The organism is Haloferax chudinovii (genome assembly GCF_042663345.1).
Lineage (GTDB): Archaea > Halobacteriota > Halobacteria > Halobacteriales > Haloferacaceae > Haloferax > Haloferax chudinovii.
Genome location: NZ_JBHTAB010000013.1, coordinates 1 through 25,928, shown reverse-complemented (window position 1 = coordinate 25,928; position 25,928 = coordinate 1). Strand labels below are relative to the sequence as shown.

The 25,928-nt window shown below is 54.6% G+C and carries 33 protein-coding genes and 1 pseudogene; 18 read left to right on the top strand and 16 right to left on the bottom strand.

Annotated elements, in window-relative coordinates:
• The first annotated feature begins 308 nt into the window (after window positions 1-308).
• Entirely contained in the window at window positions 309-1,235 is a 927-nt protein-coding gene (locus ACFQI8_RS17795) for a transcription initiation factor IIB (protein ID WP_390247178.1), read from the top strand.
• 17 nt (window positions 1,236-1,252) lie between these two features.
• Here ACFQI8_RS17795 and ACFQI8_RS17790 read toward each other — a convergent pair whose 3' ends face one another.
• Both ACFQI8_RS17790 and ACFQI8_RS17785 read right to left on the bottom strand, forming a co-directional pair.
• The gene (locus ACFQI8_RS17790; protein WP_390247176.1) at window positions 1,253-1,597 is read right to left on the bottom strand and encodes a hypothetical protein; all 345 of its coding nucleotides are present in this window, start codon (window positions 1,595-1,597) and stop codon (window positions 1,253-1,255) included.
• Window positions 1,590-1,952, bottom strand: coding sequence for a helix-turn-helix domain-containing protein (locus tag ACFQI8_RS17785; RefSeq protein ID WP_004062142.1), 363 nt, complete (start codon window positions 1,950-1,952; stop codon window positions 1,590-1,592). The genes ACFQI8_RS17790 and ACFQI8_RS17785 overlap by 8 nt, the downstream gene beginning before the upstream one ends.
• A gap of 210 nt (window positions 1,953-2,162) precedes the next feature.
• On the opposite strand from ACFQI8_RS17785, the gene ACFQI8_RS17780 reads away from it, so the two are divergent.
• The 4 genes from ACFQI8_RS17780 to ACFQI8_RS17765 all read left to right on the top strand — a co-directional run bounded on the left by ACFQI8_RS17780 (window position 2,163) and on the right by ACFQI8_RS17765 (window position 4,416).
• On the top strand, window positions 2,163-2,471 hold the full coding sequence (locus ACFQI8_RS17780; RefSeq protein ID WP_004062141.1) for a ribbon-helix-helix protein, CopG family: 309 nt from the start codon (window positions 2,163-2,165) through the stop codon (window positions 2,469-2,471).
• Entirely contained in the window at window positions 2,472-2,972 is a 501-nt protein-coding gene (locus tag ACFQI8_RS17775; RefSeq protein WP_390247174.1) for a PIN domain-containing protein, read from the top strand. It abuts the gene before it with no gap.
• 369 nt (window positions 2,973-3,341) lie between these two features.
• A complete protein-coding gene (locus tag ACFQI8_RS17770) occupies window positions 3,342-3,581 on the top strand; it encodes a glutathione S-transferase N-terminal domain-containing protein (RefSeq protein WP_390247172.1) in 240 nt (79 codons plus the stop codon).
• 61 nt (window positions 3,582-3,642) lie between these two features.
• Window positions 3,643-4,416, top strand: coding sequence for a DUF63 family protein (locus ACFQI8_RS17765; RefSeq protein ID WP_390247170.1), 774 nt, complete (start codon window positions 3,643-3,645; stop codon window positions 4,414-4,416).
• Window positions 4,417-4,518: 102 nt separating this feature from the next.
• Here the strand turns inward: ACFQI8_RS17765 and ACFQI8_RS17760 are convergent, their stop codons facing one another.
• Together ACFQI8_RS17760 and ACFQI8_RS17755 are read right to left on the bottom strand one after the other, a co-directional pair.
• Window positions 4,519-4,989, bottom strand: coding sequence for a DUF6691 family protein (locus ACFQI8_RS17760; protein ID WP_390247168.1), 471 nt, complete (start codon window positions 4,987-4,989; stop codon window positions 4,519-4,521).
• Window positions 4,989-5,480, bottom strand: a complete 492-nt coding sequence (locus ACFQI8_RS17755; protein ID WP_390247166.1) for a YeeE/YedE family protein — start codon at window positions 5,478-5,480, stop codon at window positions 4,989-4,991. Before ACFQI8_RS17755 ends, ACFQI8_RS17760 begins: the two co-directional genes overlap by 1 nt.
• Window positions 5,481-5,747: 267 nt before the next feature.
• On the opposite strand from ACFQI8_RS17755, the gene ACFQI8_RS17750 reads away from it, so the two are divergent.
• Window positions 5,748-5,993, top strand: coding sequence for a sulfurtransferase TusA family protein (locus tag ACFQI8_RS17750; protein WP_390247164.1), 246 nt, complete (start codon window positions 5,748-5,750; stop codon window positions 5,991-5,993).
• A gap of 22 nt (window positions 5,994-6,015) precedes the next feature.
• On the opposite strand, the gene ACFQI8_RS17745 is transcribed toward ACFQI8_RS17750, so the two are convergent.
• The gene (locus ACFQI8_RS17745; protein WP_390247162.1) at window positions 6,016-7,257 is read right to left on the bottom strand and encodes an RNA-guided endonuclease InsQ/TnpB family protein; all 1,242 of its coding nucleotides are present in this window, start codon (window positions 7,255-7,257) and stop codon (window positions 6,016-6,018) included.
• A gap of 49 nt (window positions 7,258-7,306) precedes the next feature.
• Here ACFQI8_RS17745 and ACFQI8_RS17740 point away from each other — a divergent pair, with 49 nt between their 5' ends.
• The 4 genes from ACFQI8_RS17740 to ACFQI8_RS17725 all read left to right on the top strand — a co-directional run bounded on the left by ACFQI8_RS17740 (window position 7,307) and on the right by ACFQI8_RS17725 (window position 9,642).
• Window positions 7,307-7,738, top strand: coding sequence for a DsrE family protein (locus ACFQI8_RS17740; RefSeq protein WP_390247160.1), 432 nt, complete (start codon window positions 7,307-7,309; stop codon window positions 7,736-7,738).
• A 181-nt stretch (window positions 7,739-7,919) separates the two neighbouring features.
• Window positions 7,920-8,099, top strand: coding sequence for a hypothetical protein (locus tag ACFQI8_RS17735; protein WP_390247158.1), 180 nt, complete (start codon window positions 7,920-7,922; stop codon window positions 8,097-8,099).
• A 109-nt stretch (window positions 8,100-8,208) separates the two neighbouring features.
• Entirely contained in the window at window positions 8,209-8,601 is a 393-nt protein-coding gene (locus ACFQI8_RS17730; protein WP_390247157.1) for a winged helix-turn-helix transcriptional regulator, read from the top strand.
• Between the two features lie 96 nt (window positions 8,602-8,697).
• On the top strand, window positions 8,698-9,642 hold the full coding sequence (locus ACFQI8_RS17725) for a DUF3179 domain-containing protein (RefSeq protein ID WP_390247156.1): 945 nt from the start codon (window positions 8,698-8,700) through the stop codon (window positions 9,640-9,642).
• Between the two features lie 41 nt (window positions 9,643-9,683).
• On the opposite strand, the gene ACFQI8_RS17720 is transcribed toward ACFQI8_RS17725, so the two are convergent.
• Together ACFQI8_RS17720 and ACFQI8_RS17715 are read right to left on the bottom strand one after the other, a co-directional pair.
• Window positions 9,684-10,136, bottom strand: a complete 453-nt coding sequence (locus ACFQI8_RS17720; RefSeq protein WP_390247155.1) for a hypothetical protein — start codon at window positions 10,134-10,136, stop codon at window positions 9,684-9,686.
• A gap of 466 nt (window positions 10,137-10,602) precedes the next feature.
• Entirely contained in the window at window positions 10,603-11,097 is a 495-nt protein-coding gene (locus ACFQI8_RS17715; protein WP_390247154.1) for a hypothetical protein, read from the bottom strand.
• Between the two features lie 562 nt (window positions 11,098-11,659).
• Between ACFQI8_RS17715 and ACFQI8_RS17710 the strand changes: the two genes are divergently transcribed.
• Window positions 11,660-11,965, top strand: a complete 306-nt coding sequence (locus ACFQI8_RS17710) for a putative quinol monooxygenase (RefSeq protein ID WP_390247153.1) — start codon at window positions 11,660-11,662, stop codon at window positions 11,963-11,965.
• A gap of 57 nt (window positions 11,966-12,022) precedes the next feature.
• Here the strand turns inward: ACFQI8_RS17710 and ACFQI8_RS17705 are convergent, their stop codons facing one another.
• Together ACFQI8_RS17705 and ACFQI8_RS17700 are read right to left on the bottom strand one after the other, a co-directional pair.
• On the bottom strand, window positions 12,023-12,157 hold the full coding sequence (locus ACFQI8_RS17705) for a hypothetical protein (RefSeq protein WP_390247152.1): 135 nt from the start codon (window positions 12,155-12,157) through the stop codon (window positions 12,023-12,025).
• Window positions 12,158-12,286: 129 nt separating this feature from the next.
• Window positions 12,287-12,757, bottom strand: coding sequence for a redoxin domain-containing protein (locus ACFQI8_RS17700; protein WP_390247151.1), 471 nt, complete (start codon window positions 12,755-12,757; stop codon window positions 12,287-12,289).
• A gap of 191 nt (window positions 12,758-12,948) precedes the next feature.
• Here ACFQI8_RS17700 and ACFQI8_RS17695 point away from each other — a divergent pair, with 191 nt between their 5' ends.
• Entirely contained in the window at window positions 12,949-15,213 is a 2,265-nt protein-coding gene (locus tag ACFQI8_RS17695; RefSeq protein ID WP_390247150.1) for a methyl-accepting chemotaxis protein, read from the top strand.
• Window positions 15,214-15,264: 51 nt separating this feature from the next.
• Here the strand turns inward: ACFQI8_RS17695 and ACFQI8_RS17690 are convergent, their stop codons facing one another.
• Both ACFQI8_RS17690 and ACFQI8_RS17685 read right to left on the bottom strand, forming a co-directional pair.
• On the bottom strand, window positions 15,265-15,948 hold the full coding sequence (locus ACFQI8_RS17690; RefSeq protein ID WP_390247148.1) for a haloacid dehalogenase type II: 684 nt from the start codon (window positions 15,946-15,948) through the stop codon (window positions 15,265-15,267).
• Between the two features lie 86 nt (window positions 15,949-16,034).
• A complete protein-coding gene (locus ACFQI8_RS17685) occupies window positions 16,035-16,532 on the bottom strand; it encodes a hypothetical protein (RefSeq protein WP_390247146.1) in 498 nt (165 codons plus the stop codon).
• A 657-nt stretch (window positions 16,533-17,189) separates the two neighbouring features.
• Between ACFQI8_RS17685 and ACFQI8_RS17680 the strand changes: the two genes are divergently transcribed.
• Window positions 17,190-17,792: a helix-turn-helix domain-containing protein gene (locus ACFQI8_RS17680; protein ID WP_390247144.1), complete on the top strand. Its 603-nt coding sequence runs from the start codon at window positions 17,190-17,192 to the stop codon at window positions 17,790-17,792.
• A 22-nt stretch (window positions 17,793-17,814) separates the two neighbouring features.
• Here the strand turns inward: ACFQI8_RS17680 and ACFQI8_RS17675 are convergent, their stop codons facing one another.
• Window positions 17,815-19,239: an FAD-dependent oxidoreductase gene (locus ACFQI8_RS17675; protein ID WP_390247142.1), complete on the bottom strand. Its 1,425-nt coding sequence runs from the start codon at window positions 19,237-19,239 to the stop codon at window positions 17,815-17,817.
• Window positions 19,240-19,374: 135 nt separating this feature from the next.
• On the opposite strand from ACFQI8_RS17675, the gene ACFQI8_RS17670 reads away from it, so the two are divergent.
• On the top strand, window positions 19,375-20,736 hold the full coding sequence (locus ACFQI8_RS17670; RefSeq protein ID WP_390247282.1) for a dihydrolipoyl dehydrogenase family protein: 1,362 nt from the start codon (window positions 19,375-19,377) through the stop codon (window positions 20,734-20,736).
• Between the two features lie 26 nt (window positions 20,737-20,762).
• Here ACFQI8_RS17670 and ACFQI8_RS17665 read toward each other — a convergent pair whose 3' ends face one another.
• The 3 genes from ACFQI8_RS17665 to ACFQI8_RS17655 form a co-directional block, all read right to left on the bottom strand.
• Complete coding sequence (locus ACFQI8_RS17665; RefSeq protein WP_390247140.1) at window positions 20,763-21,107, bottom strand: TSUP family transporter; 345 nt, start codon at window positions 21,105-21,107, stop codon at window positions 20,763-20,765.
• Window positions 21,050-21,652 (bottom strand): sulfite exporter TauE/SafE family protein, encoded by a 603-nt coding sequence (locus ACFQI8_RS17660; RefSeq protein ID WP_390247138.1) that lies wholly within the window; start codon window positions 21,650-21,652, stop codon window positions 21,050-21,052. Before ACFQI8_RS17660 ends, ACFQI8_RS17665 begins: the two co-directional genes overlap by 58 nt.
• Before the next feature lie 185 nt (window positions 21,653-21,837).
• Window positions 21,838-22,263: a hypothetical protein gene (locus ACFQI8_RS17655; protein WP_390247136.1), complete on the bottom strand. Its 426-nt coding sequence runs from the start codon at window positions 22,261-22,263 to the stop codon at window positions 21,838-21,840.
• A gap of 407 nt (window positions 22,264-22,670) precedes the next feature.
• Between ACFQI8_RS17655 and ACFQI8_RS17650 the strand changes: the two genes are divergently transcribed.
• The 3 genes from ACFQI8_RS17650 to ACFQI8_RS17640 all read left to right on the top strand — a co-directional run bounded on the left by ACFQI8_RS17650 (window position 22,671) and on the right by ACFQI8_RS17640 (window position 25,278).
• Window positions 22,671-24,101, top strand: coding sequence for a dihydrolipoyl dehydrogenase (locus tag ACFQI8_RS17650; RefSeq protein ID WP_390247134.1), 1,431 nt, complete (start codon window positions 22,671-22,673; stop codon window positions 24,099-24,101).
• A 105-nt stretch (window positions 24,102-24,206) separates the two neighbouring features.
• Window positions 24,207-24,701 (top strand): SRPBCC family protein, encoded by a 495-nt coding sequence (locus ACFQI8_RS17645; RefSeq protein WP_390247132.1) that lies wholly within the window; start codon window positions 24,207-24,209, stop codon window positions 24,699-24,701.
• 220 nt (window positions 24,702-24,921) lie between these two features.
• A complete protein-coding gene (locus ACFQI8_RS17640; protein WP_390247130.1) occupies window positions 24,922-25,278 on the top strand; it encodes a DsrE family protein in 357 nt (118 codons plus the stop codon).
• A 104-nt stretch (window positions 25,279-25,382) separates the two neighbouring features.
• On the opposite strand, the gene ACFQI8_RS17635 is transcribed toward ACFQI8_RS17640, so the two are convergent.
• Window positions 25,383-25,652: a hypothetical protein gene (locus ACFQI8_RS17635; protein ID WP_390247128.1), complete on the bottom strand. Its 270-nt coding sequence runs from the start codon at window positions 25,650-25,652 to the stop codon at window positions 25,383-25,385.
• 196 nt (window positions 25,653-25,848) lie between these two features.
• On the opposite strand from ACFQI8_RS17635, the pseudogene ACFQI8_RS17630 reads away from it, so the two are divergent.
• Window positions 25,849-25,928, top strand: a pseudogene (locus ACFQI8_RS17630) (IS6 family transposase); the annotation flags it as partial.

The window sequence follows — 25,928 nt, the reverse complement described above, 5'->3', positions numbered from 1 at the left end:
GTGACTCACAGATATCCAATAATTCAGATGTCGAGTACACGAAACTCGGTGGGCACGAGGCCTACGAGGGAGTTATCAAGGGGTGGATGCAGATGGCTTGGTACGCGATTCCGCACCCGTTGCAGAACAGGGCGCGTCTTGTGTGACACGACAAGCCTGCAACGGTAGTCCACCTGCGAGCATGTTTGGTGTTGTGGTTCAGTCATTTAGCGACCCCCAACCGGAGCTAGCCTGTTCGAGACAGCAACGGCGTTTTTTGGCCCCTGACGGGTGCGGGGCGCACTAAATTGCGTCGCGCGGTGTTCGAGATGGCAACACGAGATGCCTACGAGCGACAGTTCGACGAATCGTGCGGGAAATCCTGTGGAAACGCTTCCTGTCCGGAGTGTGGCGGCCAGGTCATTACGGACGCTGGTGAGCGACGGTGCGACTCCTGTGGGCTCATCATTGACGGGTACGGCATTGACCACGGTCCCGAGTGGCGGTCGTTCGAGCGCGAGGAGCGCAAGCGAGTGGGCGCGCCGCGAACGCCGACGCGGCACGACCACGGCCTCGCTACTGAAATCGGCCGACATGTCGACGCGAACGGGACACCGATCCCGGGCGACAGACGACAGCAACTCTCCCGACTCCGTACCCAGCACAGTCGGAGTCGGTATCAGTCGAGTCGCGAGCGTCGACTCGCACATGGCTTGGACGAAGTCCGGCGACTCATCGGTGCGCTTGACCTCTCGGACAGCCTGCGTGACCAAGCATGCCGGTGTTTCCGGTCAGCTCAACAGGCGGATCTGCTGCCAGGGCGGTCGATTGAAGCAGTCGCAGCTGCGAGCGTCCACGCCGCCTGTCGATGTGCGGGGCTTTCGCGGACGCTCGCTGAACTTGTCCCCCTCGCACGGGTGGCAGAATCGCGGGTCCGGTCAGCGTATAACGCACTCAATACAGAACTCGGGCTGCCTGCGAAGCCAGTTCCACCGGTTGAGTTCGTTCCGCGAGTGGCAGATGCGCTTGATGTGACGGACCAGATTCGACGACGAGCACGGTCGTTAGCCGAGGTATCAAGCGATGAGTGGGCTCATCGGGGCGCGAATCCGCATGCAGTCGCGGCAGCGTGTGTGTATACGGCCGCTGTGGATCGTGAGTGGTCGCTCACGCAGGCGCGTGTTGCGGCCATGAGTGATACCTCAACTCAAACGATTCGAACGCATTACCAGACGTTGTGTGAAGCAGATAGGTGAATGTTCACTTAGGCAGACTACTGGGGGCCGAGATACTGCTTGCACTCTGCAATCAGTTCGTCGGTGAATGACTCGGTCACTTGTCCTTGTGGATTGACAACGGCGTCATGTTTGATTGTAGCGACGACCCATGGAGAGCAATACGAGGTCTTGGTCGGGTCTCTGCCACTCACCCAATTATCTCCAACTTCGAAGTTTCGCGGGAGATTACTGGTTGTGAGGGCTGCACACAAATACTCCTCGCCAGGATACGGGAGCAAGTCTGCAGTAAGAACGACCCAGAGGCGTGGATTTGATCCGCGTCGAAATGGATCCGGTGCCCAGAATACGTCGCCCTTCTGGAAGCGGTTGGTGTCAGTCACGCTGTTGTCGTGGGTCAACGGCGTGTTCTTGCCATTCGTCGTACTCAAATGGTTCTTCTTCGCGACTCGCTGCCGTGGCAGCGGCATGGTTGGCTGCAGCGTCAAGGCTCAAGACGTGGTCACTCACGCGCCAGTATGTTCCCCGGTGCTCGACACGACCTCGTTCTCTGAGTCTGACGAGAGTCGGACCAACCGAGCCGGGCTTGACGGACGTCCGCTCGGCGATCTCGCTTTGGGTGAACGCTTGGTCAGCATTCTGGGCTAAGAATGAGAGGAGCTTGTAGGCGTTTGTCCCCGGTTTTGGGTTGCCATTCCCGTCGTCAATGGTTTCGAAGCGATCCGCGCTGATGGGCATAGTATATCAGATGTACTAAGATGTATTGAATGTATTGGACAGCAGCACCAGCGCTTGTTCGGATAGCAGCGGGTATGGTGAGAACTGTCAACTCTGTTTCGCTCCTTATAGAACTGGACTCCAAATCTTCTGACGATATCTGAGGGGGCTTTGCGAGGGTAACCAAGCGACGAGCAGGCCGACAAAGTTTTGAATACGTACATACATTGTATGTACATGAGCACGAAACGGGTGAACTTCCGACTGCCCGAAGAGTTAGTAGCACACGCGGACATCGCTGCCGAAGTCACTCACAAAAACCGAACGGAGATTCTCATCGAAGCACTCCGACAGTATCTCGAAGAGAAAGAGTCTGATGAGAGTTTCCGTGAGGCTGTTGTCGAACTGTATCTGAATAACCACATCGAGTTCGAGAAACTTGCCGAGATTATCGGGCGACAGGATGCCGAAGCCGTCCGCGCTTCGAAAGAGGTACTTGATCGTGGTGAAGAACTCGCAGACAAACTCGCAGACCTCTAAATGCTCGTTGTAGACACGAGCGCATTCATCTCTCTTTCAGTCGGCGAAGTTCTCGACGTCTTCGTCACCGAGTTTGACGTCGCAGCCACAGAGGCAGTTCTTGAGGAACTCCAAAGAACTGCTGAGTACGATGACCGCCATGGCAAAGCCGCCAATACCGTCCTCGATACGGCCGACGAGTTCACCGTTGTTGCTGTCGCTGGTGGTGAGTTTGTGACGAGCCGAATCGACGATGGTGAAGCCAGCTGCGTAGCTGCAGTCCGTGAGGTGGATGCAGCGTTCTTGATTACCGACGACTACAGAGCTCTTCCTGAACTTCGAAAACTAGTGAGTGCAGAAGTTACGCTATCTCCGATCGTTCTCCGGGCGCTGGTCAAGCGCGATGCCCTCAGCGAGGAGGAAGCAAGAGTCACCTTCGAGGCAATGGCAGAAGGACGTGATTGGCTCGGTGCGCCGATCTACCGGTACGCTCGACAGCTCCTCGAAGGTACCTCAAAGTAAGGCATCTCTTCTCAAACTCTCCTTCTGACTCTACTGCTACAAGATGATTGGTACGGAACTAGTCCATCCTCTGAAACTGTGTGTCGACACATCCTCGGAGAGTGGATGTGTGCGGGCCTTCTCAAAGACGATCTCGAGCTTAGATAAAATCTGATGGCGAGTTATCTGCATTCTGACTTCGTTTTCTCCGGAAGCAATGGCGTGTGTAGTTCGAATAGCAGCGGTTAGGCTGAGAACTGCCCCTTGATCACGAGTACGACCGTACTGACGCTACCTGGGTGCTGGAACAATATGAGGGATTGTGCAAATTCGTCTCGAACCCGCGACGGCTTCATATCCCGAAGACGTATACTGTCGACCGAATACCCGATGTTGGAACTCTATCGTCTTCCCGGTTGTCCGTACTGTGCGAAGGTCGAGCGGAAGCTCGACGAGCTCGGCCTCGAGTACGAGCGACACAACGTCTTGCCGTTTCGGTTCCTTCGTTTCGAAGTAAAATCCGTCAGTGGTCAATCCGGAGTTCCCGTTCTTGTCGACCCGGAACACGGTATTGATGGGATGGCAGAAAGCGACGATATCATCGACTATCTCGAAGAGACGTACAACTGACGTGACCTCTTTGTTCAGTCGAACGAGTCTGTCGTGGAGAGCGCTCCTTGGAGCATCATAAATGGCCCTGTCGTCACTTGTATTCATTCTCGTCGCACTCATCTTTACCGGACTGTGGCACCGTCTTCAGCAGCGGGATGTGTCCATGTCTCCGGCAGTAATCGCTGCGGTGGTCCCGTGGTTCGCTGTCGTCGGTGTGGGCGTCGCCGTAGTTCGTTCGACACGTTCCGTCGGGTCGTCTGGACCGTCTCTCTGGAGTCTGACAGTGTACCTGTCGACAGGTGCACTCATCACTGCGCTCTGGCTCGTCTTCGAAGGTCTTGGAGTCGAGAACCGTCCACGATGGACTGCGGTCTTCGGTGTGGTCGCGGCGGGGGTCGTCGGGGGCCTGAGTCTACTCACTGTGGGTGAGTTTTCGACACGAGTGATGTTCTGGAACAGCGTCGCAGTCGTCCTGGCAGTCGGTGTCGCCGTGCTCGTCACACAGTTCATGTTCACCCGTAACAGACATGACCAGCGATGGCTCGGTGTGGCCGTGCTCTTCGCTCACGTACTTGACGCGACGACGACAGCCGTGGGTCTAGAACGACTCGGAATGTCTGAGCGAAATCCAATTTCCGCATCCATCATTCACGTAGGTGATGCGGTTGGTATCCCGGGGGTTGGCCTGTTTCTCCTCATCAAGACCGCGGTAGCTGTTGCTGTCGTCTCGTTACTTAACGATGACACAGTTGCGCCCCAGCTGGATACCACTGCATTTCTCGTCATTGCGACGGGTGCCGGGCTGGTTCCGGCCGTCCACAATCTATTCGCCTTCGTCTTTAGCGTTCGATGAGGAGTTCACCCGCTACGACCGGAGAGTTGTGAATCATTCTGAAAAACTATACCCTAACAGACACTCTCCCTCGGTGAAGTCGGGGAACCACCCAATCTCGACTCAATCGTTCGCTAAAGCGACTCCGTCCTCGGCGTTCTTCGACCGGAGTGCACGCCAGTACCCCTGAGCATATGCTCCGATGAACATCCCTGCGATTCCCCAGAGGATCTGGTAATTACCAATCCCGAGACTCGCATAACACGCGCCCGGACACATTCCTGAGACACCCCAGCCGACTCCGAAGATAGTGCCGCCGATAATGACGTATTTGTCCATCGATTTCATGCGACGCGTGTACCGATCTCCAGTGAGGGGTGCTCTGTCGAGGAAGGCAGTCCCGATGAAAATCGTAATCGCGATAACGAGTGCTGCGCCGAACATCACGAGTAGGAGGCCGAGGTCGTCTAATTGGAGGAAACTTAGTACGATCTCTGGACGTGCCATCTGGCTGTAAGCGAGTCCGAAGCCTTCGACGAGTCCACCGAGGACAATTAGGGGAATGAACAGTGGGTGACGGTTCGAATCGCTCATCAGGGGAACACCCCGGTCGTCTCGACGAGTAGTGCAGTCACTATCGCAACTCCGACGAATGTGATAACATTAATGAGCGACACACGAGACCCAGACCCGAGTCCACACACCCCGTGACCCATAGTGCATCCCTTTCCGAGTCTGGTCCCGATACCGACGAGAATACCGCCACCGAGTAACCGCCACCACTGTACATCGGTCACCCAGATGCCTGGGTCGAGAACAAGTCCGTATAGTGCTGCTCCGGCGATAGTACTAAGCGTGAGTGCGACGCGCCAGTCACGTGAATCGACGTACTTTGGCGTGTTGAACCGTGGTAGATCCGAAACGTACGAAAATGATGTCTCGAGAAACGTACTGTTACCTGCAGTAATCGCTGTACTGAGGTAGATTATCGCGACGCCAAGTCCGATAGCGAGTCCACCAACGAAGTAGTGGGTCGTTCCTCGAGGGAACAACTCCACTGTCTGCAGAAGTGTGACGTCGAACATATTCAGAGCCCTCTCAGCGGTGAGTTGGTGTTGCTGCGGGTCGCGTTCGATATAGACTCAGTAGTTGTCATTTTGCATCTCCCGGCGCTCACTTCGGACACTCGAACAGTCAATTATCGACTGCCCAATATCCGACCGATATTGGACGCTCATGACCCAGTATCGGCCAAGCACGAATATATACTCTGTTCGGGTGTGCACTTTCCCTGAACGCTCGACTGTGGGTTTTTATTAATGCCACCAGTATTGGGGTTTGTATCCAATACTATGGCCAACCACGATGTTACAGAACGCCTTGATGTCTCCGGACAAAACTGTCCGATGCCCGTCGTCAAAACCAAACAAGCGGCTGAAGGACTCGATGCCGATAGCATTCTCGAAGTTACCGCGACCGATCCGGGGAGTATGAGTGATCTCTCTGGATGGGCTGACAGCACCGATGGTGTCGAACTCCTCTCACAAGAAGAGGGAGACAGCGTGTACACACACTACATCCGAAAAACGGAGCAATGACAATGGGTGAATCGCCTCGGGGTCAAGCCCCGAGGCTTCCCGTTTCTACGACGTGGCTTGCAGACACTCGCTGAAAGTCAGCGGTGTCCGTAGCGGTCACAGTCTTCACGGGCGTATCTTCGGGCCATCCCAGCCCTAATGCAGAAAAGCCTCTCTGTAAGACGTTCATCGCCGCATTCGCATCCCTATCAGTCTCAAACCCACACGCCGGACAAGAGTGTTCACGCACCCAGATGGGTTTCGCTGTCTCTACGCCACACGCCGCGCACTCTTTGGTGGTTCCTCGGGCTTCGACTTGGACGACGTGCGTGCCGTGCAAGTCGCCTTTGTATTCGAGGAGGGTGATGAATTGTCGCCACGCCGCATCCTGCTTGTTCCGAGCATTATGCGACTGTTCGAGCATCCCCTTCACATTCAGGTTTTCCACGAACACGGCATCGTACTCTTTGACGAGCCACATCGTGATTTTGTGCTGGTAGTCCAGCACCTTCCGTCGAATCCGACGCTTGACCTTGGCGACCTTCAGACGTTGCTTCTCATAGTTGTTCGAGCCTTTCTCTTTGCGAGACAACTTCCGTTGCTCGCGGCGAAGACGCTCGTAGTCGTCTTCGAGGTTAAGCCAATCCACGGTTTTGCCATCGCTGGTGTGGATGTAGTTCAGGATACCGAGGTCAATCCCAACGCTGTTACTCGCGTCGAGCGAGTCCAACGCAGGTTTCTCAGGAAGGTCAGCGTCGTCGGTTTCCAACCCAAAGGAGACGAACCACTCGCCAGTCGTCTCCTTCTTGAACGTCACCTCTTTGATAGTGGCGTGGTCTGGAATCGGACGGTGGTAACGGATTTTGACCCAGCCAATCTTGCTGAAGCGAACGTAAGCAAACCTGTCGTGGCCCCTCTTTTCATCGAGGTCGAAACCACTCTGGTTGTACGTCACGCTCCGATACTCGGCGGGTGCTTGCCGCTTGAGACGACCAACGTTGTACCCTTTCTCTTTCGTCTTGCGGAGATTCGAGAGGTTCCGGTGGAAGCGTGCAACGGTGGCTTGTGCGGCTTTTGAGTGCAGTTCACCGAACACCGGCCACTTCCGCTTCCACTCGGGGAGTTTGTTGTTCTGGTCGTACTCAGTCGGCTTGTCGTCCTCCGGGGCTTGTTCGTAGTCCCAGCGGACGTGGTTGTAGAGTTGGCGATGAACATTCAGATGGTGTTCCAGTCCGTCCGCTACCTCTTGTGTCGGGTAGGCGTGGTAGCGGTGACTGTGTTCCATCGCTGTCTCTTGATTAGAAGTATTTCGATTTAATGGTTTGTTTCGAGAGTTGTCGGCTTCATCCCCGAGGTCAAGCCTCGGGGTATTCGCCTTGGATTTTGATAAAATTGGGATCATCGTCTCTGATGACAGTCCGAAGAATCTCGCGATGGCCACGAATCTCGGCCTCACTGCACTCGCGACCGATATGGAGGTACTCGTGTACTTCACGTTCGACGGACTGACCCATCTGATGGAAGGTGAGAAAGACCTCTCTGAAATCGAAGCGTTGCTAGACGCTGGGATGCCAAACCCGTACGATCTGCTGACTCAGTTCGTAGATAGTGGAGGAGAACGCGTGACAACTGTTGCGTGTACGACGACACTCGATATGCTTCAATGGGACCAAGAGGCAATGGATGACGAAGTGACGACCAAGTTCGCGGGGGCCGCAACCTTCCTCGAAGCAGTAGACGACGCTGACCAGGTGTTCACCTTCTAGCGAGAAGGCCACCAACCAGATTCAGTGATATCGAGTGTCGTGAGACTCTCATGCGAAAATCCTCGACATCAGGTGTCCAACCGGTAACCACGTTATGAATAGGTTGACGAATCCTTATGGGTTACCAAGTGTAATCTACTATCGTAAGGGAAGTTACTTCCCGAACAGATGGTGACTCACAATGACGCTTGATACCGAAGACAAAACCACACGATTCCCCTCGCTCGGCGTTGACGCAGTGTCCTTAGACCGATATTCGGACGTTCGAACTGCTGAGGGTGAAATAATCATCTACGACGAGCAGGCCGAGGATGGGTGGATACAGAGTACCCGCTGGGACTCTGCCGATGCAATGGTATGATTTTTGGCGGGCTGTTGCTGTACGTTCGTGATTTTGGAATAGTAAGCAACTACTCGTAAGTTGATTTCTATGAGTAACCATTATGATCCCGAAGGCCCAATCATATACTATGTCAAGTGATACCGAGCCGGAAGAACCGGTTGGGAAGCTCGAAGTATGGTGTGCTGGAAAAGAATGGTGTCCAGTAACGACGACGTCGTCGCTCATCTGTAAGAAGTGGCACCCAGTAATTATTCACCGCCTCCTCGAACACGGCCCGAGCGGATTTAACGAACTCAAGGAGAACGTCGACGGTATTTCGAGCAAAGTTCTCTCCGATAGTCTCGAAGACCTCGGCGAGAAACAACTCGTCGACCGAGAAATCATCAGCGAGAAGCCGTTCAGAGTGCAGTACTCACTCACCCCTCACGGCGAATCACTCGAGGAGATAATTTACGCTATGCAAGAGTGGGGTCTCGAACACCTCACTGAACCGTCCGAGAAGTCCTCGTCGCTCGTTTGACCTAATTTTTCTGGATCCAACACCACCCACTGTGCATCAACAAAACGAACAACCAAAGTGAGATGACTTTTCTGACACTGGGGCTCACTGTGAGCTATGAACGTTAGACAAGTCATCCCTCGGGACGCGATTCCCAGCATCGACGACCCAGAGTTCGACACTGACTATGCTGGCGACGGGACAGACGAGGTGGTCGTAGTCGAAGGTGAACCCACAAAGGCCTACCCTGTCCGCATACTCAACTATCACGAGGTCGTCAACGACGATGTCGATGATATCCCACTCGCTGTGACGTGGTGTCCACTCTGTGGGAGTGCAGTCGTCTACGACCGACGAGTTGACGACCGGACACTCACCTTCGGTGTCTCTGGGAAGCTTGCAGACGACGACCTCGTGATGTACGACCGAGAGACAGACTCGGAATGGAAGCAGTCTCTCGGTCACTGTATCAGTGGTGAACTCGAGGGAGAATCGTTGTCTGTTGTTCCCGCGTCGCTAACGACGTACGCTGAGTTCGAAGACGCGTACTCAGACGGAACCGTCCTTCAGCCCACGGTGGCGAAGAGTGAAGCTGCAAGTAAAACCGACGAGCCCGCAGACATAGACTACGGCACTAATCCATACCAGAGCTACTTCGAGACAGATGGATTCGGGCTAGGTGCTCACAGAGGTACTGGTCAGCAGCGAGAGTGGACTCGGACAGACCTCGATCCAAAGACTGTCGTCCTGGGGATAGAGGGTGGCAACGACGCAGTCGGGTTCCCACTTCCACGAATCGAAGAAGCAGGTGGACTTGTGGTAACAACCGTGGGCGATAGAGAAGTCGTCGTGGTTTCGACACACGACGGACTACACGCATTCGAGAACCCACCCTTCGACCTTGACGTGACTGACGACGGACGCTTAGTTGGTGACGGCACGCACTGGTCAGCTGTATCTGGCCAGAGTGACGATGGTCGTTCCCTTACGCGTGGTCCTAGCCGCCGACTCTTCGCGTTCGCGTGGCAGGACGACCACGGAGGGGAGTCATTCTATAAGTAGTAAGGCGAGCACGTCGGAATCTAGAATCGGTTGACATCCTCCTACATTGACGGACCATCTGCCATCGATTGGTCGGAAGTCCGGCCAATAGAAGACTCGTAGGTCATGATTAGGCCACTTGCTAGCATGATGAGGGCGATAGCGACCATCCCTGCATCGAACCCCATCCCCCCCGTCGTACTCATTCCAGAGTTCATGCTGTTCATCCCTGTGTTCATTCCTGTGCTCATCGTTGACGAGCTAGTGCTCATCAGTGCTTGATTTCCGAGCATTACGATCGAATAGAGGAGCATCAGTGGTCCTCCCGCACGACCGATTCGAGAGACGAGCGGTGTGAGAAGTGCGACACCATGCAGGACCACGATGACACCGACGAGAGCCATCACAGAGTCGGTGGTTGATGTCATATCGAGACTCATTACAATCGAGTAGAACCCGGAGACGAGCGCGATTGTCGCACCGTATAGACGAGTCGAAGACCAGTTGGTATCCATCGATTGACCGTTGAACGGTGAGTTAATTAGTTCTATTTCGCTTTGGTAACTCTGTTGAACGCCCGGCAGACTGTTCTAGTGCAGTGTTGAGTCCAGGTCCCCCAGTGCAATATCGAGGTTCAACATCGCCGTAGAGTACCGGTGAGAACATGTGATAGAAATCTACGACGGAAGTCGTGGTTTCTCTCATTTGTTTCCTGTAAAATCAACGTGGGCGAACAGGCATACATTTGTAAAGGTACCGCGGTGGTGCAGAAGATTGTCTAACCCCCGTACCCTTTATATATGGGGTTGGACGAGTACTCAGCTACCATGGCCGGCCACGACGACACTCCCTACTCTAAATATGTCCGATATCGAGGGAACGTGCAGCACAAAATCCTGATTTGTCGATCTCCAGTGAAAGTCCCGTTCGTGAGAGATTGTTTCTTGAACGGGTCAAACTCTGCTTTTGATTTGAGGTGACCTACTCGGTGACGAGAGCGTACCCAATAGTAACCGGGAGTGCGTAGAGAATGTGACCAACTAGGCTCACAATCGTTCCCGGAATAGCAACGTTTGGGAACGGTGGGGCTGCAGGAAACCCGGCAGCAGAGAGCCACAGTGGCATCACGAGTACCGCAAGTAAGACCGTCGTGACGAGACCGTATCCGAGACCGAGAAGCGTTGCACCACCGAGACTAGACGCAGTGGACCGAAGGAAGTCGGTCTGTACGACAGCAACATACGCAATTCCAAGTACGACTCCATGGAACTGATGGATTGCCCACCCGGTGAGTAGCGCTGGCCCCTCGATCCCGTACATGGCTGGAATCACCATTTCGAGGAGTGGTGGGGGCATCACGTATTGCATTATGAGGCCAAAAATGACACTCCCAATGAATCCGCCTACGATTCCCGCAAGCCATTGTTTTGACTGTACACTTCCAACCGAGGATACTGATGTGGTTCTTGTTTCCATCTGTTGTCCTCCGTCGAGAGTATTCATCTCGGATCGGAATAAATCACTATTTGAGTGATTGGTAAGTCGGTTACTCGACAGTAACTGGTCGGCCTGGTTTCCGCTTGATGATTGTGTTACTTTCTGTATTCGTTGCAAAGATGAGTTCAACTCACCCCAAGCGGCGCTTTCTGGGTTGCTTGCCAACCCAGATAGACTGCACTGTTGCGAATCAAGCAATTCTAAAAATGGATAGACTCATGGGGAATTCCCAGTACCAGGGGATTTGTGTGATGTGGGGTGCCTCTGAAGCTGGTGCGATGCTGTTATCTTTCTCACTTCGTGTGACGGGAAGACTGTACTGTGCGCGTGTACAGCCCTTTGGAGAGTCTGCCACCTTCAATGGCCGAGGAGCGTTGGCACGGGGGACGGTACTGAAGCTGGGCAAACTCGCCACCAAGTAGAACGGCCTCTATCCAAATATATCTAAGGTGAGCCGACGGTAACCGTCTCTGTTCGCTACTGTGGTCGGATTGCACGGTCGAGGTGGGCTTTTGTCCAGTACTGACGATGTACCGCTGTAATGCTCGTTGTACATGCGACATTCCCAATTGACCCAGACAGACGCACAGAAGCATTAGAATTGGTTCGTGAGTTAGCAGAACATTCGAGAGACGAGGATGGTATCATCGATTATCGAGTTGCGACCGACGTCGACGATTCGAACATCTTTCGCTTTATCGAACAGTACGAAAACGAGGCTGCGTTCGCCGCACACGCGGAAACTGACCACTTCGAGACGTTCGAATCTGCACTCCCAGAGCTGTTAGCTGGTGAACCGGATGTCACACAATTCGAAGTCGAGTCAGCGACTGCTCTCGAACTCTGACCTGATTTGTTTTCAAAAAAGCGTGGTTCTCAGTAGATGTTGTGACTACTATTCAGCTCACGAACCCATGTCGTGTTCTTCCTTTGCGTGAATTTTCAACTCCTCTTCGGTGTCGAACGTCGTTCCACACATTCCACATTCGTGGGCCTCTTCGTGTTCGTGTTCGTGTTCGTGGTTATGGTCGTCTACCACATGTGTGTAATATGGTTCCGGAGTGTATTGAAGATACGCTGAGAGGTTCGTTACTCAGTTACTCTCGCGTAACCCTCAGTTGAGATTCGCACCTGAGCCACAGAGGCTCCCTACTGAACACTAAACGAATCATCTATCGAACGCACGGACGACAGCTTCGATATTGGACTCGCTATCTGGGCCTGTCGCTTGCCACCGATATCGGACTTGTCTAGTTTCGTCGATTGCAAACACAGTTCGTCGGGGAATCCGACTGTGCCCTTCGGTTGGCTGTAAAGACACGTCGTACTGTGATGCAATGCGACGGTCAGAGTCCGAAAGCAGAGCGAACTCGAAGTCGTGAAGTTGGTAATACTCTCGATGACTGAATACGGAGTCGGGAGAGATACCGAACACAGTGACGTCAGACCGGATGTCTACCCACCCAAAGTCCCGAAGTGTACACAAGTCTTCAGTACACGTCGGGTGGAAGTCGAACGGATAGAATACGAGCACTGCGCCACCGTGTTCGAGCGTATCTGAGAGCCGATAGCTGGTCATGCTATCGCCATCTGTTCCTGGAAGTTCGAAATCAGGTGCTGTGGATTCTAGGGGGATCATGTATAGTCTCTCACTTCACGATGAGTATATTTCATTCAATTATGCCCTTACGAACCAAAACACCGGCTGGTCTTAATTATAACATCGGCTGTGTAAGCCGATCACACGCCTGCGAAACGTTAGTATAGCCGATATCGGCCGTGATATTCGGACACGAGTATTCAAACAGATGTCCGTTTTGAGTCTAGCCAATGAGTACCCTTCGAGAACTAGGAGACTTCGTCCGTGGCCGCTACGCAGTGAAGCTTGGGCTTGCTTTCCTCGTAGTGGTTGGATTAACTGTTGGGTTCGCAGGTGTCGTTCACGTTCAGACGTCTGAGCAACTTCGAGAGGACGTAGAAGCGGACTTGGTAACGACTGCAAACGTTCGAGCGGCTGACCTCGACACCTGGCTCGCCGCAGTAAAGACACAAACTGTTGCAACCTCCGACGACGTTGCCGTCCAGTCGGGCGATGTTGCCACGGTCCGGGGACACCTTTCGTCGATGGTGCAAACTGGTGCAGTTCCGGATGGCGTCGTCGCGATTCATTATCTGGATACGAAAACGGGGACGCTTGTCACGAGTACCAACGACGATCTCGTGGGCGTAAATGCTCGTGAGATGGGTGCGCCATTCGCGACGGACCCACCGTCTTTCAGTACCCCCACCGACGTCTATGTCTCTGAGCCCTTCCGTGTCCCTGTTGCCGAGTTCCCGGTCGTCGCGGTTGTCTCACCAATTCCGAACAGCGATGGGAAGGCGTTGGTGTACATGGTCAACTTCGCTGCTCGAACCGAATCGTTCACACAGGCAGTCGACGGTGGGGCGACGCTCGTCGTGAACGAAGATAACCGATATATGGTCAACCCAGAGCCGTCGAAGATTTCGACAGAGATCGCAGAGTCGGAGAAGGCAACTCAAACAGCCGCTCAAAGTGAGTCATTCGTCGAAGGCAAGACGATGCTCGCTTCAGCCTCACAGATGGACGAAGCACCGTGGACTGTCGTCGTTCGCGTCCCACGAGAGAATGCGTACGCACTGGGTCACCGGGTTACGGATTCGATTCTGGCCTTTGCGGGACTCACCCTCGTCACCCTCGTAATTATCGGTGCTGTAGTCGGACGTGATGCCGTCTCCTCACTCCGCGAACTGGAGTCGAAAGCGACAGCAATGGCAGACGGCGACCTCGACGTTTCGATGGAATCGACCAGGAAAGACGAGTTTGGCTCGTTGTTCGAAGCTTTCGACTCGATGCGGGATTCTCTCCGAGCGACGATTCACGAAACGACCGCGACGAACGAGCAGTTGGTAGAGAAGGCTGCTGCGTACGAACAGACGATGAGCGCAGTCGCAGATGGTGATCTGACCCAGCGTGTGGACGCGACGAGTTCTAACGAGGCGATGGCCGATATCGGCGAGGCGTTTAACGAGATGATAGACGAGATAGAAGGAACAGTCGAGGACGTAATTCACTTTACGAACTACGTCGCGAATGCGACCGTTCGGGTCAACGACGGAGCAGACGAGGTTCTCGACACCAGTAAATCAGTCTCGGCTTCGGTCGACGAAATTTCGAATGGGGCGATTCAACAGACAGAACACCTTCGTAGTGTCGCTGGGGAAGTACAGTCACTGTCTGCATCGGCTGAGGAGATTGCGGCCACAGTCGACTCTGTCGCGAAGACCTCTAAACAGGCGGCCGCAGCAGGCGACGAAGGGAGGTCTGCGGCTGAGGCTGCAGCCACAGAAATGAACGAGATCGAACGCGAGACTGAACAAACTCGAAGTGAGGTCGAGTCACTCGCAGCAGAGATGGAAGAAATCGAAAATATAACTGAAGTGATTACCTCAGTCGCTCAAGAGACAAACCTTCTCGCGCTGAATGCGTCTATCGAAGCAGCACGAACGGGTGAAGCAGGTGAAGGATTTGCAGTCGTCGCTCAAGAAGTCAAAAACCTCGCTGAGGAGACCGCAAACTCTGCAGAAGCGATAGAGAACCGAATCGACCGTATCCAATCACAGACCGGAGAAACCGTCGATCGAATACGGGAGACGTCGAATCGACTCGGGAATGGTGTCGAGACTGTCGAAGCGGCGGTCGAAGACCTCGAACAGATCGTCGATTACGTCGAAGAGACTGACGTGAGTATCCAGGAAATCAACGATGCCACCGCTAATCAGGCGGCCTCTGCAGGTGCGGTTGCAGACATGGTCGAAGAGATCTCCGGTATTAGTGAAGAGACTGCCAGCCAATCAGAACACGTCGTTGCCGCTGCGGAGCAACAGACTGGAACGATTGCCGAAGTCACTGAAGCGTCGACAGACCTCGAGAGCCGGGCGCAGATCCTCCGATCGGTTCTCGAAGAGTTCACAGTGTCGGATACAACCCTCTCGTCGAGCGACGCTATAGACACCGACCACGACTCGATTCTCCACCGTAATGGCGAGGGAGTGAGTTCCAGCCAGTCGAATTGAGACGAAAACACCACCGTTTGGGTGGTGAGCTTCCCACCAGCAGGAGGGTGCTCAAACACCGAGTGCTTCTGCCAACTCGAAGAACGTCTCGATAGTCAGGTTGGGGTCATCACCAAATGTCTCCCAGGGTGAACCCTTACGGTCGACCCACACGCCTTGCATTCCTGCGTGTTGTGCCCCCATGATATCGAACCATCCTGCCGTGACGTGTGCGATCTCGTCTATAGGAGTGCCAGTGCGTGCAGCCGCGTGTCGATACAATTCAGCGTCCGGTTTGAATGTTCGAACTTCGTCAGCACTGATCGTGTCGGTGATTACGTCTCCAATATCTGCGTGTTCGACCATCGAGTCGAGCATCTCCGGATTTCCGTTCGAGACGACGTAACACTCGTACCCTCCATCTCGGAGACGCTCGATTCCGTCTCGAACGTCGTCGAACACGTCGAGTTCGTGGTAGACCGCGAGAATCTCGTCTCGCACCTCGGTCCCAATCTCGACGTCGTGGGCGTCGAGGGCGTACTGTAACGCATCCCTATTCATTTCGTAGAATGGTTGATACGCGTCGGTTTGGTTCGCGACGAACGTGTACTCAAGAGAACGTGCTCGCCACAGCTTCGAGATAGGTTCTGGGTTCGAGACACGAGCAGCCAGCGCCTGTTCTGCGGCGTCCACGTCGACGAGCGTACTGTACGAATCGAAAGTCACCGTCGAGACGCGATATGGGTCAAACGGCATCCTGTTTTGGTACGAGTGTCCCCATCTTAGTTTTCCGGTGGCAATGCAAGATACTCGAACAATCGGGCGAGTCGGTCTGGCCTTTTCTACTTCGATTCCACATACAGAATACCGAGGACCACGACCAGAGCAGCCTCGGTTATTTTCGAGAGTGCAGCAAACACGTCGCCAGTCAAATGGGCGATGACGTTTTCCAGTGGGGAAACCCCGTGGAGAAGTGGTTCACGACCAGGAAGGAACCCTCCGTGGCCGGTAAAATGCCACGCAAAATAACCGACAATGTATGTGACTGCGAGAAGAATCCCTGCGAAGTAATATGGTCGGATGTTGGGTGCATTTCGGCTCAGAGAGAGACCGACCAGTAACGCAACTCCGGAAAGAACGAACGCAGCAGGACGCGGGTCAAAGACGAGTAGTCCTGGATCCGCACTGAGAATGGCGAGCAATTTGAACAGACCGTGATCCGGACTCAGAATGTGGTTCCCAGCGACGATGATTGTGAGTGCTGCGCCGACATACGAAAGCCTCCGCGTCGGGCTTTGTTCTTCTCCCCACGTCGGTTCAGAACTGTCTGTTGTATCCATCTACACCGCAACTCTTCCGGTTACATACTTCAACGTTAGCGGCGAGTGTAAGCTACTTACACGGACAATTTTTGAATCCGTTCGTGTCTGAAGACGCCCCCAGAACGCGAAGTGTTCTGGTGTGCGAACGGAACGCTTTGTGTCCCGTCGACGCGGGCATGAGCTCGGTTCTCCATCCCACCCGCGATTCGCCCCGTGTAGTGCTATTGCACACACGCAATACCAATATTACCAAATCCACCGTTTTGGGGACTAGATATCTTATGAAAGCCGCGCTACTGCGGGGACGACAGTCCGTCGACCGAATCCAAACACCCTGTTCAGAGATATGTCCCTGACGAGACGAGACGTATTTGAATACCTTGCTGAATCAAGTAGTGCCACACCGAGAGAGACGACCACTGTCGGGTCACTTGCGTCGGCACTCAACACCGATAGGCGAACTGTCGAGACCCACCTTGATGCACTCGAAGCGTGTAATCTGGTACACAATCGGTCGAACGGTCGAGTTCGAGTGACGATTACGGGAGAAGAACTTCTCGAAATCGACCCTGCTGAGATTGTCGTCATCGATGCGTGCGAAGACCGAGACCAATAAGAACGACGCCCACGTAACTGACTTTACGTCACCGTCTCCAATGGAGAACCCGAACCCCAATGCCTAACGAACACCTTTCGAACTCTACGTTTGACTCCGAAGAAGTCGCCTACGACCCGTCGTCGAGCCGCTACGATGTCCTCGAGTGTGCGTGTCCCGACTGTGACAACGTCATCCTCACTATCGGGAACGACGACCCGCCGATGTCCTGTCACGGTGAACCGATGCAACGAGTCACCGACGTCGAGATGCGTATCGAGTCGCCCGACGTGAGACAGGTCCTGCTGCAAGCGTTTGGGCTTCCGAAAGCAGCACTGGATATCTGTCTGTGTGTCATCGGAGAAGGTCCTCTATCGGCCAACGAAGTCGCGACCGAACTTGGATACGACCGCAGTACAGTCACTCGATACCTGAACAAATTATCTGAACTCGGTCTTCTTCGCCGCTCGGAGTTGAACCGAGAAGCGGGTGGCGTCGTCAACGTCTATCACTCGGTCGACCTCGAACGGATGCGCCGAGATACCCTCGTCGGCTTTTATATTTGGGCTGGCGAAGCTGCATCGCTAATCGAACAGGCGAACGTGACGAAAAAAGACTATCTCGAATCGAACTCCAATCGTGATCTCCCAGACGTGTTCTGGGAATCCTCACTCGACGACTGACTCCGAAAACGGGTTCAAAAATTCAGGCGCCTGATGGTGACTGTCGTTTACCGCTGAGTACCTTCGCTGCGGTCAGCACGGGGTCCCACGTCGTGTTGAACGGTGGCGCGTAGGCGAGGTCGTAATTCGAGAGTTCGTCGACAGTGTTTCCCTCGGTAACAGCACCGACGAGAGCATGGCTTCGGTGGACGGCACCCTCTCCGTATTCAGAGACGAGACTCCCTCCGAGTATCCGTCCTGTGGGGCGGTCGATGGTGAGCGTCACTTGAACTGTTCCTCCTTCGGGATAGTACCCAGCACGAGATTTGGCCTTGATAGTCTCTGTTAGCGGTTCGAACCCTGCCTCGAGGGCCTCGTCATGAAGGAGGCCAGTTCGTGCTGCTTCGATATCGAAGGCTTTCACCGCCGCAGTCCCTGCGACGCCCCCGCCCATCGTTGGAGTGCCTGCGACAGTCTGCCCAATCACTCGGCCGTGACGATTCGCGGTCAATGCGAGTGGAATGTACACCGGTTCACCCGTAACCACGTGCGCTGCCTCGGCACAATCTCCTGCTGCGTACACGTCGGGAACGTTCGTCTCCCGATATTCGTCGGTCGCGATTGCACCCGTCTTACCGAGCTCGACGCCGGCGGCTTCCGCGAGCTCCGTTCGTGGGCGAACACCGGTCCCAACGAGTACCATCTCGACGGGAATCCGCTCTTCGTTCGCCACGATGGCTTCGACGGACTCTCCACCGACGAGTTCCCGAATTTCAGTGTCGAGATACACTGCAACGTCCTGCTCGTGGAGATGTTCGAGAACCGTCTCACTCGTTGCCTTACTGAACTGCTTCAGGATACGGTCTCCACGCTGAAAGAGATGGACTTCGAAATCGTTCGCCGCCAGGGCTTCAGCCATCTCGACACCGATGTATCCTCCACCAACGATTCCGATTGGACCATTACACGTTTCGAGGAAGTGGCAGGCTGGGCCTCGGTCAGGCTGTTGAAGGTTCCCATCATTACGAGCGCGAGAAACGTATTCACGGAGTCCTTTCCCGTCCGACATCGAGCCGAGTGTGTAGACTCCCTCTCGGTCGATTCCATCGATTGGTGGCGTCACCGCAGTCGAACCAGTCGCGATGAGCAGATGGTCGTAGGGTTGAACGACGTCACCGTCTGAAGAGCGAGCAGTCACGATTCGAGTTTCGGGGTCGATATCGACGACGTCGTGTCCAGTTCGGAGGTCGATATCCCGTTCCTCTCTGAACTGTTCCGGTGTAACCGAGATCAGGTCTTCGAGTGATTGAATCTCGCCTTTGATGTAGTACGGAAGGCCACAGGCACCGTACGAGACCCACTCGCCTCGTTCGAACACGACGACATCAAGGTCTGGGTTATCACGCTTTGCCTTACTCGCTGCAGACATCCCTGCAGCATCTCCGCCAACGACGACGAACGTACTCATACGTCAATCTCGGCTGGTATTGATATAAACGCAGTCCGGGTGTGTACGGCGCTTCCTACATCGCCCGACGTCCGTGCAAGTATGGTGAACCACCGCACGAGGTTCATTACCGAAGGTGTCATCTCTACGGTACACATGGTTGATTTTGACGTCATCGTCATCGGTGGTGGGACAGGAAACAACGTCGCGGCTGCGGCTGCCGACGCTGGTCTCGATACCGCACTGGTCGAACCCGGGCCGTTGGGAGGAACGTGTCTGAACCGTGGCTGTAACCCGTCGAAGATGCTCATTCAAGCAGCGAACGCGATGAATAACGTCAGAGACGCCGAGCGGTTCCACGTCGATGCTACTCTCGGTGGAATCGATTATGCGGCCGTCGTCGACGAGATGGACGACCTTCTCGGTGGGATATCTGAGGGTATGGAGGCTCGGTACCGCGAAAAAGAACATCTGACACTGTTCAAAGAGTACACCGAGTTCGTCGACGAACGAACGGTCTCACTCGGTGGAGAGCGCGTCACTGGCGACAAGTTCGTCATCTCGACGGGAAGTCGGCCAATCGTCCCTCCGATAGATGGCCTTTCGGACATCGATTATCTCACGAGTCAGGATGCCCTCTACCTTCGAGACCCTCCAGAGAGCCTCGTTATCCTCGGCGGGGGTTACATCGCGGTCGAACTGGGCTACGTGTTCCAGTCGCTCGGGACTGACGTAACGATCGTTGAGATGATGGACTCGCTTGTCCCTCGAGAAGACGGCGACGTTGCCGCGGCGTTCACCGAGATTGCCGCCGAACGTCACGACGTCTATACGGGTCACCGAGTCACAGCTGTCGACGCAGATGGCGACGGCTACGCCGTCCACGCAGAGACAGAATCTGGTGACGAGATTACGGTCGAGGGGAGCGAGGTACTCGTCGCACTCGGTCGCCGGCCGAACAACGACGAATTAGGACTGGACGCAGCAGACGTCGACGTCGACGACCGCGGCTTCATCGAGACGAACGAGTACCTCGAGACGAGTGCTGAGAACGTGTGGGCACAGGGTGACGTCGCGGGGAACGCGCTGTTCAAACACTCTGGAGACTACGAGACCCAACACGTCGTTTCGAACGTCGTCCATGGTGAGCAGAAGGCACTCGACCTCTCTGCGATGCCGCACGCGATATTCACCGAGCCACAGATTGCCGGTGTCGGAGCCACCGAAGAAGAACTTCAAGAAGAGGGCAGTGAGTACGTCGTCGGCCGAGCAGCGTTCGCCGATTCGTCGATGGGACGGGCGAAGAAACTCGAAGACGGATTCCTCAAAGTGCTCGCCTCACCAGACGGCGAGATTCGGGGTGCACACGTAATCGGTTACGAAGCGTCGACCTTGCTTCACGAAGTCGTCGTGGCGATGCGACACGGACTCAGTGTCGACGACGTCGCAGGCACCATCCACGCTCACCCGACGTTGAGTAAAATCGTCGAATCAGCGTTCAAAGACGTGTCGAACTAGAGAAACAGAGACACCTTTTCGGTGTCTCAGAACGTGGCTAGTTCACTTCCGAGGACAATCATCCCAACGAGTGCGAAGACGACGCCGGGCGCAGGTTCCATAATCTCGCTTGGGATGTGTTTGCCAACACGAGTGCCAACTGTCCCACCAATCAACACCCCAGGAATCGACCACGCGACGACGTACCAGACAGGAGTCGCCGCGAGGGCGTGAACAGCGGCACCCGCGAGCGCTGCAATCGCGAGGACGAACACACTCGTCGCAATTGCGACACGCGGTGGAAGCCTGCATCGAACGATCAACTGTGTCGTCGTCACCTCGGGAAGCCCAGCGCTGATGAGGCCAATGATGAATCCACCAGCACTCGCCATCGCGACACCGGGGCCCCGCCAACAGATGTCGTATGTGTACGTTTCGCCATCGGTCGTTTCGATGGTGGTCTCACCTCGCCCCGAGTTTTTTTGAGATATTTCTCTTCTCCCTCTCCGGGGACGCATTTCTCGGGTGGGTCGTAAATTACGAGGAACCCACCGAGACCGAGCAACCCGACGCCGAACAGGATTGTCAGCAGCGTGGTAGGAACGTAGTGAGCGGCGAACGCCCCGACGACGACTGTCGGTACTGCACCGACTAGAAGCCATTTTGCGGTCGCATAATCGACGACACGCTGCCGGACGTAGTTCAAGAGCCCGTTGCCCATGCCGAATACTTCGGTCATCAATCCGGCCCCAATCGCCTGCGAGGCGGACAGTCCGACGACCAACATGAAGAACGGGCTAAAGAACAGCGCTCCCGAGACCCCTGACGAGAGTGCGCTCATCGAAAACAGAACCGAGACTGGAAACACCCACCAGTGTTCGAGGAACTGCTCGACAGGGAACTCTGCGAGAACTGCAGCAGCCAACGTCAGGGTCATGCTCTGGCCTCCTGACGACCTCTCGTACTGTACTCACTGTCTGTCAAACGGGCTGTCTGGCTTCTCGAACTATTCAGTATCATATCGAACGGTTTGCTCTGCATTATCGAAGGGGGGAGAAGCGAACCCAATTCAAGACGCTCTGGGTCGGCATTGGGCCCGAATGGGAAACTGTCTAACAGTCGTCACGAGAGGATTCCAGCACCGAGGAAGCCACCGAGAACGACACCATAGACGACGTGGGCTGTGCCGAACATCACCATCATGTCGCGGTTCGGTTCCATCCCGATGACCATTCGCATCCAGAACATCATCCCGCCGACCATCAGGACGAGGCCGAAGACGAGGCCAAGTCCGGCAGCGACGATTATGGAACTGAGGCTGAGTCCAAGCAATGGAACGCCCACAGCGAAGACACCGCCAGCAATGACTCCGTACAGTATGTGTAACACCATCCCGGGCATCGCATACTCTTCAGGGTCTCCACCAGCGAACTTCGCGACGAGGCGTGCCGTCGGCGGCGGGCCACCATCGCCCATCACCATCATTACGATAGTCATCACAATCGTTGCAACGACGCCACCTGCTAACCCGGCAATTAAGGATGCCATGATTTCGTTTGTTCAAACGTCAGATGCTTATTAAACTACGGCGCGGTAGTTGGGTGCTGGCGCACATCACCGAAAGGCACCGACAGCTGAAAATGAAACACGACATCAGAGAGAAATCGGTGGACACCTACGGAAGCAATCGTAACCGTTCAATGTGTGTGTATCAGAAACACACGATCGAGAAACCACCGTGAACACGCGGGTGAGCCGTTATCTCCGGTAGACTCGAAAGCGTGCACGGAGCGTTATCTCCCGGGCTTTGCCCCCAAAAGAAACAAAACACTGGACAGATGGGTTTCTGTTCCGAGTTGTGGTCTCACCATTCGATTCGGCGCAACAACCACGGAATGGTAAGGAAACGACACACCGTCAGTTGATTATTATGTGTGTCCATCGATGGTGGGAACATGGAAGAAGTCGACTTCTTAGTGATTGGGTCCGGTTCGGGTCTCGACGTCGCGAACGTCGCTGCCAATCGGGGCCTCTCTGTCGCAGTCGTGGAAAAGGGTCCACTCGGAGGGACCTGTCTTAACCGGGGTTGCATCCCGTCGAAGATGTTGCTCTACCACGCGGAAGTGATGGAGACGATACAACGTGCTGGGGAGTTTCACATCGATGCAGACGTGAACGACGTCGAATTCTCCAAAATCGTCCGTGAAGTCAACGAAGACGTGAATGGTGATTCGGAATCGATTCGTCGTGGACTGAGTTCTTCGTCGAGTCACGACCTGTACCAAGGTGAAGGACGGTTCGTCGACGACCGAACAGTCGAAATCGTCGGGGGAGAGGACGGTGGCACTCGTATTCGTGCTGAAACCGTCTTGATCGCTGCTGGAACACGTCCATCGATTCCCCCCCTCGATGGCATCGACGACGTACCGTATCTGACGAGTACCGAAGCGTTGCAGTTAGAGACACCACCAGACCATCTCGTAATCGTTGGTGGAGGGTATATTGCAGCCGAACTGGGCCACTTCTTCGGGACGTTCGGGAGCGACGTGACGATTATCGGGCGGCGACCGAACCTCTTGCCTGAAGCCGATGCAGAAGTCGCAGAGGCGTTCACCGACCGATACGCTGACCGATTTACGGTCCATACCGGACACGCAGCTACGGCCGTCTCAGAGAGTGATGGGACAGTGACCGTCGAAGCACGTCCATATGAATACGGAGAAGATGGTGGTATACAGGAGGGAGAAGCTGTCCGTGTAGAAGGTGATACACTTCTCGTCGCTGCTGGACGCACTCCTAATTCGGACACGCTCAACCTCGATGCAACGGGTGTCGAGACCGACGATCGAGAGTTCGTCGAAACCGACGAGTACCTTCGGACGACCGCAGAGGGGGTGTGGGCACTCGGCGACATCGTTGGAGAGTATCTCCTGAAACACAGCGCAAACCACGAAGCACAGGCCGTCGCTCGAAACATCTTCGGTGACGAACTCCAAGCGGTGGACTATTCCGCGATGCCGTTCGCCGTCTTTGCATCTCCCGAAGTAGCTGGAGTTGGTGCCCAGGAAAAAGAACTCCAAGAGGCGGGTGTCGACTACGCGACTCGAACGTATCAATTCGACCAGACCGCACGTGGAAGCGCGATGAAAGCCGAGGGCTTCGTGAAAGTCATCATCGACCTCGACGGTGAGATACTGGGATGCCATATCATCGGCCCGGACGCCTCGAATCTCATTCAGGAAGTTGTTGTGGCTATGAAAGCCGGGTCGGGAACGGTACGCGATATCCGCCAATCAGTGCATATCCATCCTGCCCTCTCAGAAGTCGTTCAGCGGGCGTTCTCTGGACAGTTCTCTCGTGGAGGGAGCGAAAACCACTCACACTGACACAGCCCGTTCAATCGATTCTCCTCGATTCGGATTAAAGAGGACTGTGCAAACGAATTGCACCACCAAAACGGGGTTATCGCTGTCCACTGTGGGACTATCAATATGCACACAGTCAGTGTGAGCAAGACCGTCGGCACATCACGTGATGAGGTTTGGCCAGTTCTCGACGATTTTGGAGGTGTCTCGAAATACAACCCAAATGTGAAGGTATCAGGGATTATTGATGGCCCCGACACCGGTGAGGGAGCGACAAGAGAATGCGTATTCTCCGATGGGGGTCGAATCGAAGAGAGAATAATCGAGTACGAACCCGAGTCGAGTTATATCGTCGATTTTATCGATGTTGGCGAGATGCCGCTCAAGAAGAACATTGTCGCGGTGTCAGTCGAAGAGGCCGGTGAAAACGAGACCACTGTTACGATGACCGCATCGTTCACTCCGAAGTACGGCCCTGTTGGGTGGGTCATGGCGAAAACGATGATGAAGTCGAAGTTCAGAGAAACGTTGGAAGAAGTTCTCGATGGCCTCGAATCACACGTTCTCTCCCGACCCCAGATGGAAGACGGAGACGTGTCAGCCGAAGTTGCAAGTGAGTGACCACGTCGAGTCGCTCCAAGGGGATATCGTGGTAAATCACTTTGAGGTCGGGACCGAAGAAGGAGTACTCGACTCTCTCATCTTGTAGAGCTAAACTCGGCGATTGTAGCTAATCTTGTCCACCATACTGTCTGGTACTAATAAATCAGACGCGCATCCGCAGTCCAATTGCACACCCACAACGAGGTTATTGTAGTAGGTGTAGTTACGATAAATGCAAATGACGAAAGCAGCTGTCATGGTTCTCGCAGGAACCGAAGGACACGCAAACCTTGGTCGACTTGTAAATGCTCTCGAGACTGCCAAAGAATTCGCCGAAGCCGACGATGACGAAGTAGAACTCATCTTCGATGGTGCCGGCACGCAGTGGATACCAAAGCTGGAAGACGAAGAAGCAGATTACTACGAACTCTACCAAGCCGTTAGCGAACAGGCCTCGGCTTGTGATTACTGTGCTGGCGCGTTCGGTGTCGAAGATGCAGTTGCAGACGCGGGCGTTGTGACGCTCGACGACCACGACGGACATCCCAGTGTTCGGTCTCTCGTCAACGACGGCTACGAAGTCATCACGTTCTAAAACGCACTGTGACTGTCCAAGTGGTCTCTCCCAATCAGACCACCGCTCCTCTCCCCCTACCGATTTTTCGGCCGGTCACGCTGCCGAGTCGCTCTCGATAGTTCCTAATCAGCGCTTAGTGCCTCAGTTGCCAACAGTGAGTAGACTTTCTGTCTCGCGTCTCTGAACGAGATCTGTGCGGTGATGATTCGTTCGCGCTGGAGCTGGGCTACTGCATTACGAACTGTCCGACTCGGAAGCATCGTTTCGTCCGCCAGTTGCGACTGCGTCAGGTCTCCTTCATATTCGAGCGTTTTTGCGACGAGTTTCGCGCTGGGTGGAAGCTTCTCCAACGCCGTTTGAATGTCTGAATGTGCTTCCTGTTGATTGGACATGTACGCTAACTTGCGCCCACCCACAATAACTGATAAGCGACGGTGTGATGCCAGTGCACAGGCGAGTGGCGAGATGCAACAGGAGCAAAAATCGGTAGACTGAGCCGTGCTTGTTCTGCAGTGTAAAAACAGAGACTGTAAGGTCGGTGAGGCACCGTCTAGTTAAGGAACGAACAGGTCGAAGAGTGAGTGATCTATGCTACTCTCAGACCTGCTCAAGGAGAGTTTGGACACCGCTACGCTTGAATGTTGGCAGCGTGAGCGGACAGCGACGCC

Bases quoted from the DNA above. Each gene is read 5' to 3' on its own strand.
- ACFQI8_RS17660 (WP_390247138.1), bottom strand. From the start codon at position 21,652: ATGACCCTGACGTTGGCTGCTGCAGTTCTCGCAGAGTTCCCTGTCGAG.
- ACFQI8_RS17735 (WP_390247158.1), top strand. From the start codon at position 7,920: ATGACGCTTGATACCGAAGACAAAACCACACGATTCCCCTCGCTCGGC.
- ACFQI8_RS17720 (WP_390247155.1), bottom strand. From the start codon at position 10,136: ATGGATACCAACTGGTCTTCGACTCGTCTATACGGTGCGACAATCGCG.
- ACFQI8_RS17655 (WP_390247136.1), bottom strand. From the start codon at position 22,263: ATGGCATCCTTAATTGCCGGGTTAGCAGGTGGCGTCGTTGCAACGATT.
- ACFQI8_RS17680 (WP_390247144.1), top strand. From the start codon at position 17,190: ATGCCTAACGAACACCTTTCGAACTCTACGTTTGACTCCGAAGAAGTC.
- ACFQI8_RS17730 (WP_390247157.1), top strand. From the start codon at position 8,209: ATGTCAAGTGATACCGAGCCGGAAGAACCGGTTGGGAAGCTCGAAGTA.
- ACFQI8_RS17640 (WP_390247130.1), top strand. From the start codon at position 24,922: ATGACGAAAGCAGCTGTCATGGTTCTCGCAGGAACCGAAGGACACGCA.
- ACFQI8_RS17700 (WP_390247151.1), bottom strand. From the start codon at position 12,757: ATGATCCCCCTAGAATCCACAGCACCTGATTTCGAACTTCCAGGAACA.
- ACFQI8_RS17695 (WP_390247150.1), top strand. From the start codon at position 12,949: ATGAGTACCCTTCGAGAACTAGGAGACTTCGTCCGTGGCCGCTACGCA.
- ACFQI8_RS17725 (WP_390247156.1), top strand. From the start codon at position 8,698: ATGAACGTTAGACAAGTCATCCCTCGGGACGCGATTCCCAGCATCGAC.
- ACFQI8_RS17650 (WP_390247134.1), top strand. From the start codon at position 22,671: ATGGAAGAAGTCGACTTCTTAGTGATTGGGTCCGGTTCGGGTCTCGAC.
- ACFQI8_RS17780 (WP_004062141.1), top strand. From the start codon at position 2,163: ATGTACATGAGCACGAAACGGGTGAACTTCCGACTGCCCGAAGAGTTA.
- ACFQI8_RS17670 (WP_390247282.1), top strand. From the start codon at position 19,375: ATGGTTGATTTTGACGTCATCGTCATCGGTGGTGGGACAGGAAACAAC.
- ACFQI8_RS17760 (WP_390247168.1), bottom strand. From the start codon at position 4,989: ATGAGCGATTCGAACCGTCACCCACTGTTCATTCCCCTAATTGTCCTC.
- ACFQI8_RS17665 (WP_390247140.1), bottom strand. From the start codon at position 21,107: ATGGCGAGTGCTGGTGGATTCATCATTGGCCTCATCAGCGCTGGGCTT.
- ACFQI8_RS17715 (WP_390247154.1), bottom strand. From the start codon at position 11,097: ATGGAAACAAGAACCACATCAGTATCCTCGGTTGGAAGTGTACAGTCA.
- ACFQI8_RS17710 (WP_390247153.1), top strand. From the start codon at position 11,660: ATGCTCGTTGTACATGCGACATTCCCAATTGACCCAGACAGACGCACA.
- ACFQI8_RS17645 (WP_390247132.1), top strand. From the start codon at position 24,207: ATGCACACAGTCAGTGTGAGCAAGACCGTCGGCACATCACGTGATGAG.
- ACFQI8_RS17675 (WP_390247142.1), bottom strand. From the start codon at position 19,239: ATGAGTACGTTCGTCGTCGTTGGCGGAGATGCTGCAGGGATGTCTGCA.
- ACFQI8_RS17755 (WP_390247166.1), bottom strand. From the start codon at position 5,480: ATGTTCGACGTCACACTTCTGCAGACAGTGGAGTTGTTCCCTCGAGGA.
- ACFQI8_RS17775 (WP_390247174.1), top strand. From the start codon at position 2,472: ATGCTCGTTGTAGACACGAGCGCATTCATCTCTCTTTCAGTCGGCGAA.
- ACFQI8_RS17685 (WP_390247146.1), bottom strand. From the start codon at position 16,532: ATGGATACAACAGACAGTTCTGAACCGACGTGGGGAGAAGAACAAAGC.
- ACFQI8_RS17770 (WP_390247172.1), top strand. From the start codon at position 3,342: ATGTTGGAACTCTATCGTCTTCCCGGTTGTCCGTACTGTGCGAAGGTC.
- ACFQI8_RS17765 (WP_390247170.1), top strand. From the start codon at position 3,643: ATGGCCCTGTCGTCACTTGTATTCATTCTCGTCGCACTCATCTTTACC.
- ACFQI8_RS17635 (WP_390247128.1), bottom strand. From the start codon at position 25,652: ATGTCCAATCAACAGGAAGCACATTCAGACATTCAAACGGCGTTGGAG.
- ACFQI8_RS17750 (WP_390247164.1), top strand. From the start codon at position 5,748: ATGGCCAACCACGATGTTACAGAACGCCTTGATGTCTCCGGACAAAAC.
- ACFQI8_RS17690 (WP_390247148.1), bottom strand. From the start codon at position 15,948: ATGCCGTTTGACCCATATCGCGTCTCGACGGTGACTTTCGATTCGTAC.
- ACFQI8_RS17745 (WP_390247162.1), bottom strand. From the start codon at position 7,257: ATGGAACACAGTCACCGCTACCACGCCTACCCGACACAAGAGGTAGCG.
- ACFQI8_RS17785 (WP_004062142.1), bottom strand. From the start codon at position 1,952: ATGCCCATCAGCGCGGATCGCTTCGAAACCATTGACGACGGGAATGGC.
- ACFQI8_RS17795 (WP_390247178.1), top strand. From the start codon at position 309: ATGGCAACACGAGATGCCTACGAGCGACAGTTCGACGAATCGTGCGGG.